The 13,084-nt window shown below is 67.8% G+C and carries 13 protein-coding genes; 7 read left to right on the top strand and 6 right to left on the bottom strand.

The annotated features are described in order from the left end of the window. Positions 1-37: 37 nt before the first annotated feature. From NMB40_RS03020 to NMB40_RS03005, 4 genes are read right to left on the bottom strand one after another with little or no spacing between them, the layout of a single operon-like run. A complete protein-coding gene (locus NMB40_RS03020) occupies positions 38-832 on the bottom strand; it encodes a dienelactone hydrolase family protein (RefSeq protein ID WP_494360094.1) in 795 nt (264 codons plus the stop codon). 60 nt (positions 833-892) lie between these two features. Beyond that, positions 893-2,302 (bottom strand): UDP-N-acetylmuramoyl-L-alanine--D-glutamate ligase, encoded by a 1,410-nt coding sequence (murD, locus tag NMB40_RS03015; RefSeq protein WP_494360093.1) that lies wholly within the window; start codon positions 2,300-2,302, stop codon positions 893-895. After that, positions 2,283-3,635 carry a UDP-N-acetyl-alpha-D-muramoyl-L-alanyl-L-glutamate epimerase gene (gene murL, locus NMB40_RS03010; protein ID WP_448142203.1) on the bottom strand — a complete coding sequence of 451 codons (1,353 nt, stop codon included), beginning with the start codon at positions 3,633-3,635 and terminating at the stop codon, positions 2,283-2,285. The genes murD and murL overlap by 20 nt, the downstream gene beginning before the upstream one ends. 42 nt (positions 3,636-3,677) lie before the next feature. Next, entirely contained in the window at positions 3,678-6,281 is a 2,604-nt protein-coding gene (locus tag NMB40_RS03005; protein WP_494360092.1) for a bifunctional aspartate kinase/diaminopimelate decarboxylase, read from the bottom strand. A 128-nt stretch (positions 6,282-6,409) separates the two neighbouring features. Here NMB40_RS03005 and NMB40_RS03000 point away from each other — a divergent pair, with 128 nt between their 5' ends. Continuing rightward, on the top strand, positions 6,410-7,285 hold the full coding sequence (locus NMB40_RS03000) for a PhzF family phenazine biosynthesis protein (protein ID WP_494360091.1): 876 nt from the start codon (positions 6,410-6,412) through the stop codon (positions 7,283-7,285). A gap of 127 nt (positions 7,286-7,412) precedes the next feature. On the opposite strand, the gene NMB40_RS02995 is transcribed toward NMB40_RS03000, so the two are convergent. Continuing rightward, positions 7,413-7,847, bottom strand: a complete 435-nt coding sequence (locus NMB40_RS02995; protein ID WP_282246895.1) for an OsmC family protein — start codon at positions 7,845-7,847, stop codon at positions 7,413-7,415. A 384-nt stretch (positions 7,848-8,231) separates the two neighbouring features. Here NMB40_RS02995 and NMB40_RS02990 point away from each other — a divergent pair, with 384 nt between their 5' ends. The 4 genes from NMB40_RS02990 to NMB40_RS02975 all read left to right on the top strand — a co-directional run bounded on the left by NMB40_RS02990 (position 8,232) and on the right by NMB40_RS02975 (position 10,508). After that, positions 8,232-8,630 carry an HU family DNA-binding protein gene (locus tag NMB40_RS02990; protein ID WP_068854576.1) on the top strand — a complete coding sequence of 133 codons (399 nt, stop codon included), beginning with the start codon at positions 8,232-8,234 and terminating at the stop codon, positions 8,628-8,630. Positions 8,631-8,890: 260 nt separating this feature from the next. Next, a complete protein-coding gene (locus tag NMB40_RS02985; RefSeq protein WP_282246894.1) occupies positions 8,891-9,199 on the top strand; it encodes a DUF3861 family protein in 309 nt (102 codons plus the stop codon). A gap of 40 nt (positions 9,200-9,239) precedes the next feature. Beyond that, positions 9,240-9,773, top strand: a complete 534-nt coding sequence (locus NMB40_RS02980; protein WP_494360090.1) for a hypothetical protein — start codon at positions 9,240-9,242, stop codon at positions 9,771-9,773. A 138-nt stretch (positions 9,774-9,911) separates the two neighbouring features. Then, entirely contained in the window at positions 9,912-10,508 is a 597-nt protein-coding gene (locus NMB40_RS02975; RefSeq protein WP_494360089.1) for a DUF1439 domain-containing protein, read from the top strand. Here NMB40_RS02975 and NMB40_RS02970 read toward each other — a convergent pair. Further along, positions 10,505-10,972 (bottom strand): SET domain-containing protein, encoded by a 468-nt coding sequence (locus NMB40_RS02970; protein ID WP_068854575.1) that lies wholly within the window; start codon positions 10,970-10,972, stop codon positions 10,505-10,507. The genes NMB40_RS02975 and NMB40_RS02970 overlap by 4 nt on opposite strands. Before the next feature lie 132 nt (positions 10,973-11,104). Between NMB40_RS02970 and NMB40_RS02965 the strand changes: the two genes are divergently transcribed. Together NMB40_RS02965 and sufB are read left to right on the top strand one after the other, a co-directional pair. After that, positions 11,105-11,557, top strand: a complete 453-nt coding sequence (locus NMB40_RS02965) for an SUF system Fe-S cluster assembly regulator (RefSeq protein ID WP_282246891.1) — start codon at positions 11,105-11,107, stop codon at positions 11,555-11,557. 16 nt (positions 11,558-11,573) lie between these two features. Beyond that, positions 11,574-13,049 (top strand): Fe-S cluster assembly protein SufB, encoded by a 1,476-nt coding sequence (gene sufB, locus NMB40_RS02960; protein WP_184125138.1) that lies wholly within the window; start codon positions 11,574-11,576, stop codon positions 13,047-13,049. Positions 13,050-13,084 lie beyond the last annotated feature (35 nt).

The following is a 13,084-nucleotide window of genomic DNA, read 5'->3' as shown; positions in this document are numbered from 1 at the left end:
GGCCAACGGCCGGCGCTACCGATTTCCAGCTCTCCGGTTACCGCTTTTCGAACAACCCTTCAAAGAAGGTGTCCATCGACTTCCACGCCCGCTTCGCCGCCCGCTCGTTGTACAGGCAGCCCGGCGGGTTGTTGGCATCGGCTTCGGCGAAGCAGTGCACCGCACCGCTGTAGTTGGTGAACTCCCAATCGACCTTGGCCGCGTTCATTTCCTGCTCGAAGCTGGCAATGTCGTCCTTGCTGATGCCCTTGTCGTCGGCGCCATTGAGCACCAGCACAGACGGATGGGTACCGCCGGCCTTGGCCGGCAACGGCGAGCCCAGCCCGCCGTGCAGGCTGACCACGCCGGCCAGCGGCGCACCGGCACGGGCCAGCCCCAGCACCGTGGTGCCACCGAAGCAGAAGCCGACCGCACCGATCTTCGAGGCATCCAGCGGCGCGTTGCCGGCCTGGGCCTTGAGCACCTCCAGCGCCTTCAGCGCGCGGGCGCGCAGCACTGGGCGGTCATTGCGCAGCTGGGTCGCCACCGGGCCGGCTTCGGCGTCGGTCTTCGGGCGCACGCCCTTGCCATACACGTCGGCCACCAGCACCACGTAATCGTCGCCGGCCAACTGCCTGGCCTTGGCGATGGCCGATTCGTTCACGCCCTTCCAGTTCGGCACCATCACCAGGCCGGGGCGCTTGTCGTTGTCTTCGTCGTCGTAGACCAGCACCCCGCTGAAGGTGGTGCCTTCGTGCTTCCACTCCACCGGCTTGGCCTGCATCGCCGCCACCGCCGGCAACGCCGTCAGGCCGAGTACCAGTGCCGCACCCCACTGCCATTGCTGCTTCATGCGCCTGCCTCCTGTGGAAAGTGCCTAATGAAAGCACAGGGGGTGTGACGCCGCGTGGGGTCAGGCGATCCCAATCCCCGGGATCGCGGTGATCTGGTCCGGGTCGAACCCGGCCAGTTCGGCGAAATGGCGGCCGCGGGCCACGTAATCGCGGTACACGCCATAGCTCGGTGCGCCCGGCGACATCAACACCACCCCGCCCTGCCCGCCCAGCGCGGCACGCGCCAGCCGGACCGCCTCATCCAGGTCCCCCGCCGCATGCAGGCCGAACCGCCCGGCATCGGCCAGCGGCTGCAGCAGCGCGTGGATGCGCGGGCCGTTGGCGCCCATGGTGACGATCTCCACCGGCGGCACGTCGTGCGCCATGTGGTCCACGAAATCCTGCCAGTCCAGCCCCCGGTCATGCCCGCCCACCAGCAGCGCGATGCGCTGGCCGGCGAAGCATTCCAGCGCCGCCAGGCTGGCGTGCGGGGTGGTGCTGATCGAATCATTGACGAAGCGCAGCCCGTCGCGGCTGCCGATGGTCTGCAGGCGGTTGGGCAACGGCCGGAACTCCTGCACGGCCGGCGCCAGCGCCACCGCATCCAGGCCCAGCGCCTCGATCGCCGCCAGCACCGCGCACAGGTTGCCGCGGTTGTGCCGGCCCGGCAGCGGCGTGTTCGCGGTATCGAACACCTGCTGCCCGCCGCGATACACCCACTCGCCGCGCATGTGCCAGCCCTGCGGCTGGTTGAACCACACCACCTCGCTGTCCGGCAGCGACAGCGCGGCCAGGTGCGGGTCGGCGGCATTGAGCACGGCGATGCGCGGTGCCGCGCCGGTCACCAGCGCCAGCTTGTCCTGGATGTAGCGCGCTTCGCTGCCATGCCAGTCCAAGTGCTCGGGGAACAGGTTCAGCACTACCGCCACCTGCGGGTGCGCGCCACTGCGCGCCACTTCGCCGGTCTGGTAGCTGGACAGCTCCACCGCCCAGTACGCCGGCGCCGGCTGCGGCTCCAGCACCTCCAGCAGCGGCAGGCCGATGTTGCCCACCAGCCCGGTACGCGCGCCCGAGGCGCGCAGCAGATGGGCCAGCAGCGAGGTGGTGGTGCTCTTGCCCTTGGTGCCGGTCACGCACACGGTGTCGCGCACGGTGCCCTCGGCATCGGCATGCTCGGCGAACCACAGCGAGGTACCGCCGATGAACTGCGTGCCCTGCGCGGCCGCCGCAACGGCGGCGTCGCCGTAGGGGCTGATCCCCGGCGATTTGATCACCACCTCGAAGGCGGCCAGGGAATCGCCGCTGACATCCGAACGCACCTGCAGCGCATCGCCGGCCTCGGCGCGCGCGGCGGCGGCCTCGGCCTCGGGGCAGAACAGGGTCAGGGCCAGCGCGGGCAGGCGCTGGCGCAGGACGGCGAATGCCGCGCGCCCCTCACGCCCCCAGCCCCACAGCGCTACGTGCTTGCCTTCAAGCTGCGAAATTCGCACGCAGGCGCTCCCAGATCGCCGCCGGAATCCGGTGCTCGCCTTCCAGCACCAGCAACGGTTCGATCTGCAGCTCGGCGCCGTCCAGCTGCGGCTGGATCTCCTGGATGAAGCGCTTCACCAGCGCGTCCTCGTTCCATTCCGGGCGTGCCGCCAGGGTGGCCATCGCCGCACGCGATTCGCGGCCTTCGCCCACGCATTCGAACGGCTTGTGGTCCTGGAATTCCAGCAGCGCATCGAAGCCGCCGGCCTGCTCCATGTCGTCCAGCAGGTTGCGGCCGAAGATGCGCACCAGCCGGGTCTTGGGCATGAACGGGGCCAGCGCCAGGAACACGAAGTGGCACTTCGGGCAGACGCCGCACCAGCGGTTCACCGGGCGCTCGCCCAGGATGTGGAAGTTGCGGTTGCAGCTGGAGAAATGCGCGTCGTAGAAATCGGTTTTGGCGAACTGGCGTGCCACCGCCAGCTCCGACAGCGGGCGCAGCAGCGAGTAGTAGTGCAGGTCCGCCGCCACATGCTTTTCAAGGTGTTCGCCGAAGGCCTGCTCGAAGGCCCAGCCTTTGGACCACTGGTGGTTCACTTCACCGGTGCCGGGGATCTGGCTGCCGTAGCTGGCCGAACGCTCGTTGGAGAACACCACCTGGTCCACGCCCTGCAGCAGCGCGGCCAGCACCATGATCGCCGAGTTCACCGCGGTGACCGGGATATGCCCGTTCCACGCGCCCTGGCGGTTGAGCTCGAACAGCTCGGGGGCCAGCGTGCGGCCGATGTTGAGCGTCGGCAGGCCGGTACGTTCGGCGCAGGCACGGATCAGCTGCGAACCGCCGATCCAGGTCACCGTTTCGGCGATGCCCAGCGTGCGCAGCGCTTCGATGCTGACCAGCGAATCCTTGCCGCCGCCGATGGCCACCAGCGCGTGCTCGCGCAGGCCCACGGCCGGCGCGTCGAACGCCTGGCCGTCCACCGGCAGGCGGAACCGCCCGCGCAGGTTCAGGCCGTTGCGGTAGGCGAACTCGCCCAGCCCGTTGAGGTACACCGTTTCCACCAGCGCGGCGGTATCGGCATCGATGCTGTAGCTGTCGATCCGCACCTGCTCCGGCACCGCGGCCTTGTAATAGCTCACGCCGGCGAACAGGTGCAGCAGGCGCAGCGCCCGCTGCACGGCTTCGGCGCGGGCACCGTCCAGCACGAACGGCGCACCGGGAATGCTGACCGTCTCGACCAGCTCCGGGCCGTTGTCGAAGGCGTAGACCAGCTGCGCCACGCCGGTGTCCGCGGCGAAATCGCAGCGGACGAAGCGGAAGCAGGCAACCTGGTGTTTATCGAAAGCAGTCATGGCGTATCCGGTGAGGCAATAAGGGAAACCAACGGGAGGCGCTCAAGGCACATCGTCGATGATGTCCTCGCGCGGCAGCTCGCGCTGGTTGTAGGTGTTGGCCATGACGTACCCGTAGGCGCCGGCATCGGCGATCAGCATCACATCGTCCGGCGCGGTGGACACCGGAAGGCGGCGGCGCTTGCCGAACACATCGCTGGATTCGCAGATCGGCCCGACCACGTCGAACAGTGCCTCGGCATACCCGCCCAGGCGGCTCAGGTTTTCGATGTCATGCCAGGCGTCGTACAGCGCCGGGCGCATCAGGGTGTTCATGCCCGCATCCAGGCCCACCCGGCGCACGCCGTCCTTCTCCACCACCTGGGTGGCGGTGGTGAGCAGCACGCCCGATTCAGCCACCAGGTAGCGGCCCGGTTCGATCGCCAGGCGGAACGCCGGGTGCACCGCCTTGACCTCGGCCAGGCCGACGGCCCAGGCGTCCAGGTCGAACGGTTCATCGTCATCGCTGTAGGGAATGGGCAGCCCGCCGCCGATATCGATGGTTTCCACGCTGCCGATCCGGCGCGCGAAACCGGCCAGTTCGTCGCACATCAGGCGCCAGTGCTGCGCCGTTTCCACGCCGCTGCCCAGATGCGCATGCAGGCCGACCACGCGGGTGCCCAGGTCTTCGGCCAGGCGCACGAACTCGTCCACGCGGGCGATCGGCAGGCCGAACTTGGAATCCTTGCCGCCGGTGCGGACCTTGGCGTGGTGGCCTTCGCCACGGCCCAGGTCCACGCGCAGCCACAGCTCGCGGTTGCGGAACAGGTCCGGCCAGCGCTGCAGCGCTTCCACGTTGTCCACGGTGACGGTCACGCCGAGCGCGAACGCCGCTTCATATTCGGTGCGCGGCGCGAAGCTGGGGGTGAACAGCACCCGGCGCGGCGACAGCGTCGGCAGCACGTTGAACACGTGCTTCAGTTCGCCGTGCGACACGCATTCCAGGCCGAAGCCTTCCTGCTCCAGCAGCTCCAGGATGGCCGGATGGCTGTTGGCCTTGATCGCGTAGTAACGCTGGTCGATCGGCTTGATCGCTGCCAGCGCACGGGCGCGGGCGCGCACCGTGGCCAGGTTGTACACATAGCGCGGCGTACCGGCCTGGGCCAGGTGCAGCAGGTGCTCGCGCTGGCCCCGCCACCAGGCGGTTTCGCGCGGGCGGATGGTGCCGGCGATCTCGCGCCAGCGCGGGCCGAACACCTCGCCCTCTTCCACCGGCATCGCGCCGCTGTCGATCAGCTCGGCGTGCAGGATCGGCAGCAGGCCGTCGGCGTCGGCTTCATCGATGACGAAGGTCAGGTTGAGGTCGTTGGACGACTGCGAAATCATGTGCACGCGCTCGCGCCCAAAGGTCGCCCACACGTCCGACAGCTTGTGCAGCAGCGAACGCATGCCACGGCCGACAAGGGTGATCGCCGCGCACGGCACGATGATCTTGACCTTGCAGATCTGCGACAGGTCGGCCGACAGCGCGGCCAGCACATCGGTATTGACCAGGTTTTCGGACGGATCCAGCGACACGGTGACGTTGGTTTCGGCCGAACCGATCAGGTCCACCGACAGCCCATGCTTCTTGAACAGCCCGAACACGTCGGCCAGGAAGCCGACCTGCTGCCACATGCCGATGCCTTCCATCGACACCAGCACGATGCCGTTGCGGCGGCTGATCGCCTTCACCCCCGGCACCGGCGCGGCGTTGCCGTCGATGCTGGTGCCCGGCAGTTCCGGGCGTTCGGTGTCCAGGATCGCCATGGGCACGCCGGCATCGCGGCACGGCTTGATCGAACGCGGGTGCAGCACCTTGGCGCCGGTGGTGGCGATTTCCTGGGCTTCGTAATAGTCCAGGCGGGTCAGCAGGCGCGCGTCGGGCACGTCCTTGGGGTTGGCGCTGAACATGCCCGGCACGTCGGTCCAGATTTCCACGCGGCTGGCACCCAGCAGCGCACCGAAGTACGCGGCCGAGGTATCCGAGCCGCCGCGGCCGAGGATGGCGGTGCCGCCATCGGCGTGGCGCGAAATGAAGCCCTGGGTGATCAGCATGCGGGTCGGCTGGGCGCGGAAGCCGGCGGCCCACTCGGCGTCCGAACGCCACTGGCAGTTCACCGACAGGCGCTGCGACCAGTCGCTCTGGTTGGGCTGCGGCGGCAGCGCCTGCAGCCATTCACGGGCGTCCATCCAGCCGAAATCCAGGCCGCTGGCGCGCAGGTAGGCCGCGCCGATGGTGGAGGACAGCAGCTCGCCCTGGCCCAGCACGTCGGCCTGCCATTCCAGCGGGCGCGCGGCAGCGCGCGGCTCGTCCAGCAGGCCCTGCAGCGCGGCCAGGCGCACATCCAGCGCGCTGGCGTCGAGCTCGAGCTCGGCCAGGAATTCGCGGTGGCGGGCCACCAGCGCATCCACGCGGGCGCGGCTGTCGGCGGCGCCATCGGCGATCGCGGTCAGTTCATTGGTGACCCCGGACAGGGCCGACACCACCACCAGCACGCGCGCACCGGTTTCTTCCGCACGTTTTTTCGCCAGCTTCCCGATCGTGTCCCAACGGTGACGACGCGACACGGAGGTGCCGCCGAACTTCAGTACGATCCAGCGTTCGACAAGGGGGGAAGCTGACATGGAGGTAAGAATGGGTAGGTAGTGGGGGGATCGACCCGGCACGCCGGGCCGAACCTCTGATTCTATGCCAAGCCACGCCCCGGCAGGGCTTGTTAAGCTGCCAGACCGTTCCGCCAGACCGATCCGCCATGACCGCCCGCCGTTTCCTGCAGCTTGACGTGTTTTCCCCCTATCCCGGTGCCGGCAATCCGCTGGCCGTGGTGCTGGACGCGGAGGGCCTGGACGACGCGCGCATGCAGGCCATCGCCCGCTGGACCCGCCTGCCGGAAACCACGTTCGTTTTCGCCCCGCAGGCGCCGGGCGCCAGCTACCGCATCCGCATGTTCAGCCCGCAGAAGGAAGTGCCGTTCGCCGGCCACCCCAGCGTGGGCACCGCGCATGCGGTGCTGGATGCCGGCCTGGCCGCACCGGTGGACGGCGTGCTGGTCCAGGACGGCATCGCCGGCGCGCTGCCGCTGCGGGTGGTGGGCGAAGGGGCCACGCGCAGCATCGCCATCCGCACCCCGCGCGCAGCGGTGGCCGAAGTGACCACGGCGGCCGATCCGCGCCTGCAGGCGGCACTGGACGGCTGGGCGCTGGGCGAACTGCCGCCGGCACGCATGTCCGGCGGGCGCAGCTGGTGGGTGGTGGAACTGGCCGATGAAGCCACGCTGCGCGCCCTGTCACCGGACTGGGACGCGGTGGCCGCGCTGGCCGAAAGCACCGACAGCATGGGGGTGTTCGCCTATGCGCGTAGCACCGGCGGCGATTACCAGCTGGCGGTGCGCGCGTTCGTGGGTAACGGCCGGCGATTCGAGGATGCCGCTTCAGGCGCGGCCAATGCGGTGCTGGCCGCGTGGCTGGACAGCCGCGGTGCCCTGCCGGGCGTGGACGGCAGTTACGTGGTCAGCCAGGGCCGCGAAGTCGGCCACGACGCGCGATTGACCCTGCATGTGGATGCCGAAGGCGAGGTGTGGTCCGGTGGCCAGGTGCAGACGGTGATCGAAGGAACGATCCACTGGTGAAACCCCGGCGACGTAGAGCCACGCCCTGCGTGGCTGCACGTCGTTACGGCACCGCGCGCAGCCACGCAGGGCGTGGCTCTACGCGGAACTCCAAAGGTGCCGACGTGGCGTCGGCACCCTGAACATTTCAGCCCGCCAGCTCGGCCTCCAGGCTGATCGGCACCGCGCTCAGCGCCTTGGATACCGGGCAGTTCTGTTTGGCATCATCGGCAATGGCGCGGAACTGGGTCGCGTCGATGTTGGGAACCACCGCTTTGACCTTCAGGGTGATCTGCGACAGCTGCGGGCCGCCTTCCATCGACAGGTCGACCTTGGCTTCGGTGTCCAGCGAGGTGGGCACGAAGCCGGCCTCGGTGAGCTTGGCCGACAGCGCCATGGTGAAGCAGCCGGCATGTGCGGCGGCGATCAGTTCTTCCGGGTTGGTGCCCTTTTCATCGCCGAAGCGGCTGCTGAAGGCATAGCGGGTCTTGTCCAGCAGGCCGCTCTGCGGCGTGCTCAATTGTCCCTTGCCTGTCTTGAGGTCACCTTCCCAGTGCGCAGTGGCGTGACGCGAAATGCCCATCGTTGGATCCTTAGTGGGTGAATGGCAGCACCAGCGTAGACCGTCGGGCGTTAGCACCGTGTCTGGCCGTGCCGGCCTGCGGCGTGCGGCCGCACCTGGCCACCCCCTTGCCAGGCACGCGTCACCCTCGCCGTGTTGCAAAGTGCTGTTTTCAAGGCATTTCCGCACGATCCCTACCCGCCCGCCTGGCCCGGCCAACGGCTCCCACCCCGCCGAACGGACCGTTTTTTTGGGCATGTCCTGATGCACTGCAGTAACCGCAAACGCAGAAAAGCCGAATTTTTATGCGTTTGCCTATTGGCGGCGCCGCATTGTTGCCCTACATTTCGCTTGCCGATGGGTTCGGCGCGACCACACAACCAACCGATCACGGAACAGGAAACCATGGCAAAGACCGCTAAGAAGGCTGCCCCGAAGAAGGCAGTGAAGAAAGTCGCTACGAAGGCCGCCGCAAAGCCGGCCGCTCCGAAGCCGATCAAGGAAGTGCTGACCAAGTCCGGCCTGGTTGCACACATCGTCGAAGCCTCTGGCGTTGTCGCCAAGGACGTCCGCGCTGTGCTGGCCTCGCTGGAAACCGCAGTGGCCTCCTCGGTGCACAAGAAGGGCGCGGGCAGCTTCACCCTGCCGGGCCTGCTGAAGATCACCACCGTCAGCGTCGCGGCCAAGCCGAAGCGCAAGGGCATCAACCCGTTCACCAAGGAAGAGCAGTGGTTCGCCGCCAAGCCGGCCACCACCAAGCTGAAGGTGCGTCCGCTCAAGAAGCTCAAGGACGCTGCGCTCTAATCAGCGCGCTTCCTGCAGCACCCGGACGGGACGGCCATGGCCGTCCCGTTCTCTTTTGGGGCAGTGCACGCGCAGCGAAACACAGCGTTGCCAAACCCTGCCTGCGCCGGGTACGCCCGCGCAGACCCAGCTGCCACGGCCCTCGCAGCCACTACGCGCAAACCCGGAACGTACAAGGTGGAACACTGCGTGCGGCCGCGCCTGTCGCCCGGCCCCGTCGCCACGCCTAAGGTGGGCCCATCCCCCCACAGTGCACCGCCATGGCCAGCCCCTCGCAACGCTATCGCATCACCGTTACCCCGATCGAAAAGGACGGGCTGCAGTGCAGCGGACGCTGCACGATCGAACTGGAACACCGCGCCCAGCAGGACTGGATGCGGCTGCTGGAAGCGGCCCGCCGCCCGGCCGGACTGAGCGGCGACGAACGCGCCGCGGCCATCGTCGCCACCCAGCTGCTGCAGGACCTGGCCCAGCGCCATGCCGACGAACCCACGCACCCGCTGACCGCGCTGCAGCCCAAACTGGACGAGGTGCTCAGCGCCCTGGATGCGATCCAGCGCACGCCCTGAACCACCGCTACACTCTCCCCTCCACCGGGGAGGGTGTGCCATGCGTCGAGTCGTGTTCCTGTTGCCGCTGCTGTTTGCCGGATGTTCCTGCCAGCCCGATCGGTCGACCGCGGAAACCCCCGCAGGCACGGCGGCGACCGACCCTGCCGCCGCATCCGCCGAACCGGCTCCGGCGCAGGGCGAAGGCCTGGCCGCCATGGCCCCGCCGGTATTGAGCGCGGTGGCACCGGATGCGCCGAGCGAAACCATCACCGTCCGCAACTACATCTACGCCCTGCTGGGCAGCGACCGCAAAAGCTCCGATGCGTTCTGGAGCGGCGGCCACACCAGCGCACGCCCGGACGACGCCGTGCTGCGCAGCATCCCGCAGCTGCGCAACCTGCGTCTGGACACCGAAAGCCCCATCGCCCGCGACACGGCCCAGCCGTCGCGCCTGCGCGAAGTACCGGTGCGCATCCGCGCCATCACCGCCGAGGGCACGTTCCGTTACACCGGCTGGTACCGCCTGCAACCGCGCCCCGACGGCAGCGGCTGGGAAATTCTCAGCGCCTCGCTGCAGCCCGCGCTCGATTGAGCGCGGCGCAGCCACGCAGGGCGTGGCTCTACGGCGCAATCCGCTGGTAGAGCCACGCCCTGCGTGGCTGCGGCCATGAAGCGCCGATTCAGGCCAACGCGCTATCGTGTCGGTGTCTCCCTCCCGCGCCCGGCCACCATGAAGCTACGCCCCGTGTTCACCCGCATTGCCGCCTGTGCCGTCCTGATTGCCGCCGCCGTCGGCGCACAGGCCGCGCCGAGCATTTCCGGCCGCGAACTGTCGGTCGGTGCCACCGATGTCCAGCAGTACCTGGACGGCAGCTTCCCGCGCACCCAGGACGCCCTGGGCGGCCTGATCGCGATGACCATGAGCCACCCCAAGCTGACCCTGCCGCAGGGCAACCGCCTGGATCTGGGCTTTGACGTGGCGCTGGCCACGGCCGGCAGCGCGCCGGCCCCGCTGGGCAAGGTCAAGCTGAGCAGCGGCCTGCGCTACGACGCGCAGACCCAGGGCTTCCACCTGGACCAGCCCACGGTGGACGACTTCGTCCCGGCCAACAACGGCGGCAAGCTCGATTCGCGCACGCGCGGCCTGCTCAACACGTTCCTGGTCGATTACGCCCGCCGCGAGCCGATCTACAAGATCGACCCGACCGTGGCCGCCCTGCTGGGCGCGCTGCAGGTGCAGTCGGCCCAAGTCCAGAACGGCAAGCTGGTGGTCACCTTCAACCAGGACCTGGACGCGCTGGTGCCGGCGGGCGTGCTGGGCAATTAACGTTTCGGCTGCAGCATCGTGCCGGTGCACTTCTTCGAGCCGCAGCGGCACTCCCAGATCTTCTTCAGGCGCGCGGTGTGGCGCTCGGCCAGGGTGATGCCGTAGTTGTAGGTCAGTTCGTCGCCCGGCTTGATGTCCTTGATGGCCTCGATGAACACCTTGTCCTCGCGGCGGTTGTCGCCCTCGGCTTCCTCGATCACCGCCTCGCAGTTGGGGTCGCAGCTGTGGTTGAGCCAGCGGGCGTCGTTGCCCTTGTAGTTGGCATCGATCACGTAATCGTCGTTCAGGGTGAACAGGAAGGTGTGACCGCTTTCCACATCCCCGGTATCATCGGCATCCACGTCGGCGTGGCTGCGCAGCAGGCCCTTGTACTGGATGACCCGCTCACCCTTCTTGAGCGGCGCCAGCGCGAACACGCCATTGCCGTGAATGGTGGACTTGCGGGCTTGGATCTTCTTGGGCATCTGGCTGGCCGTTACGTTGGGATGCTCGATTCTCGCTTAATCGCCGTGATCGTGGCCAGCTGAACAGGACGGGTTGGACGCCCGGGGATAAAAGCGTACAATTTCAGTCCGCTTTATGGCTCTGCCCTCCCCATGCTCCGCGTCACCAAGCTTACCGATTACGCCACCGTCGTCCTGACCGTCCTTGCCGCTCGCCCGGGCGAGGTACTCAGCGCGACCGAACTGGCCGAATTTGCCAGCCTCGAGCCGCCCACCGTGAGCAAGCTGCTCAAGCCGCTGGCCCAGGCCGGCCTGGTGGAAGGCCTGCGCGGCGTGCGCGGCGGCTACCGGCTGACCCGCCGCCCCGACCAGATCAGCCTGTTCGAGATCGTCGAAGCCATGGAGGGCCCGCTGGGCCTGACCGAGTGCGCGCACGACCACAGCCAGTGCGGACGCGAGCTGCAGTGCGGCGCGCGCAGCAGCTGGCGGATGATCAACGACGTGGTGTCCGACGCACTGCGCAAGGTCACCCTGGCGCAGATCCTGCCCCCTCTTCCCCTTGTTGACGCCCCCCGCCGCGTGATCGCGGCGGATGTCGTCTCCTGATCCACAGGCAGCCCCCATGGCCACCGATACCCTCGACACCGTCGCCCCCGGCGACACCCCCAACCGCGAGATCCACGAGCAGCTCGGCCGCAAGTACTCGGCCGGCTTCATCACGGACATCGAATCGGATTCGCTGCCGCCTGGCCTGGACGAGGACACCATCCGTGCCCTGTCGGCCAAGAAGGAAGAGCCGGAATGGATGACGCAGTGGCGCCTGGACGCCTACCGCCACTTCCTAACCATGCCGATGCCGAACTGGGCCAAGCTGCAGATCGCCGCGATCGACCTGCAGGCGCTCAGCTACTACTCCGCGCCCAAGGGCCCGAAGTACGCCTCGCTGGATGACGTGCCCAAGGAACTGCTGGACACCTACGACAAGCTGGGCGTGCCGCTGCACGAGCGCGCCAAGCTGGCCGGCGTGGCGGTGGACGCGGTGTTCGACTCGGTCTCGGTCGGCACCACCTTCCGCAAGGAACTGGCCGAAAAGGGCGTGATCTTCTGCTCCATGTCCGAAGCCATCAAGGAACACCCGGCGCTGGTCAAGCAGTACCTGGGCAGCGTGGTGCCGGTGGGCGACAACTACTTCGCCGCGCTGAACTCGGCGGTGTTCTCCGACGGCAGCTTCGTGTTCATCCCCAAGGGCGTGCGCTGCCCGATGGAACTGAGCACCTACTTCCGCATCAACGCCGGCCACACCGGCCAGTTCGAGCGCACCCTGATCATCTGCGAGGACAAGGCGTACGTGTCCTACCTGGAAGGCTGCACCGCGCCGATGCGCGATGAGAACCAGCTGCACGCCGCGGTGGTCGAGCTGGTGGCGCTGGAAGATGCCGAGATCAAGTATTCGACCGTGCAGAACTGGTACCCCGGTGACGAGAACGGCGTGGGCGGCATCTACAACTTCGTCACCAAGCGTGCCGAATGCCGTGGCGCACGCAGCAAGGTCACCTGGACCCAGGTCGAAACCGGTTCGGCGATCACCTGGAAGTACCCGTCCTGCGTGCTGCTGGGCGATGACTCCGTGGGCGAGTTCCACTCCGTGGCGCTGACCCACCACCGCCAGCAGGCCGACACCGGCACCAAGATGATCCACATCGGCAAGCGCACCAAGAGCAAGATCGTCAGCAAGGGCATCAGCGCCGGCCGTGGCCAGAACACCTACCGTGGCCTGGTCAAGGTGGACCGCAATGCCGATGGCGCGCGCAACTACACCCAGTGCGATTCGCTGCTGATCGGCAAGACCTCCGGCGCGCACACCTTCCCGTACATCGAGGTGAAGAACCCGAGCGCTACGGTGGAGCACGAAGCCACCACGTCGAAGATTTCCGATGACCAGATGTTCTATTGCCGCGCGCGTGGCATCGACCAGGAAAACGCGGTCTCGATGATCGTGGATGGCTTCTGCAAGCAGGTGTTCCGCGAGCTGCCGATGGAGTTCGCGGTGGAAGCCAAGAAGCTGTTGGAAGTCTCCCTTGAAGGTTCCGTGGGCTGACCGGTCGCGCCTTCGTTTGATTTTTTTGCCACGCA

This window comes from Stenotrophomonas sp. FBCC-B152 (genome assembly GCF_059134105.1).
Note: the sequence above shows the minus strand (reverse complement) of the source record. Positions and strands in the feature narration are given on the sequence as shown.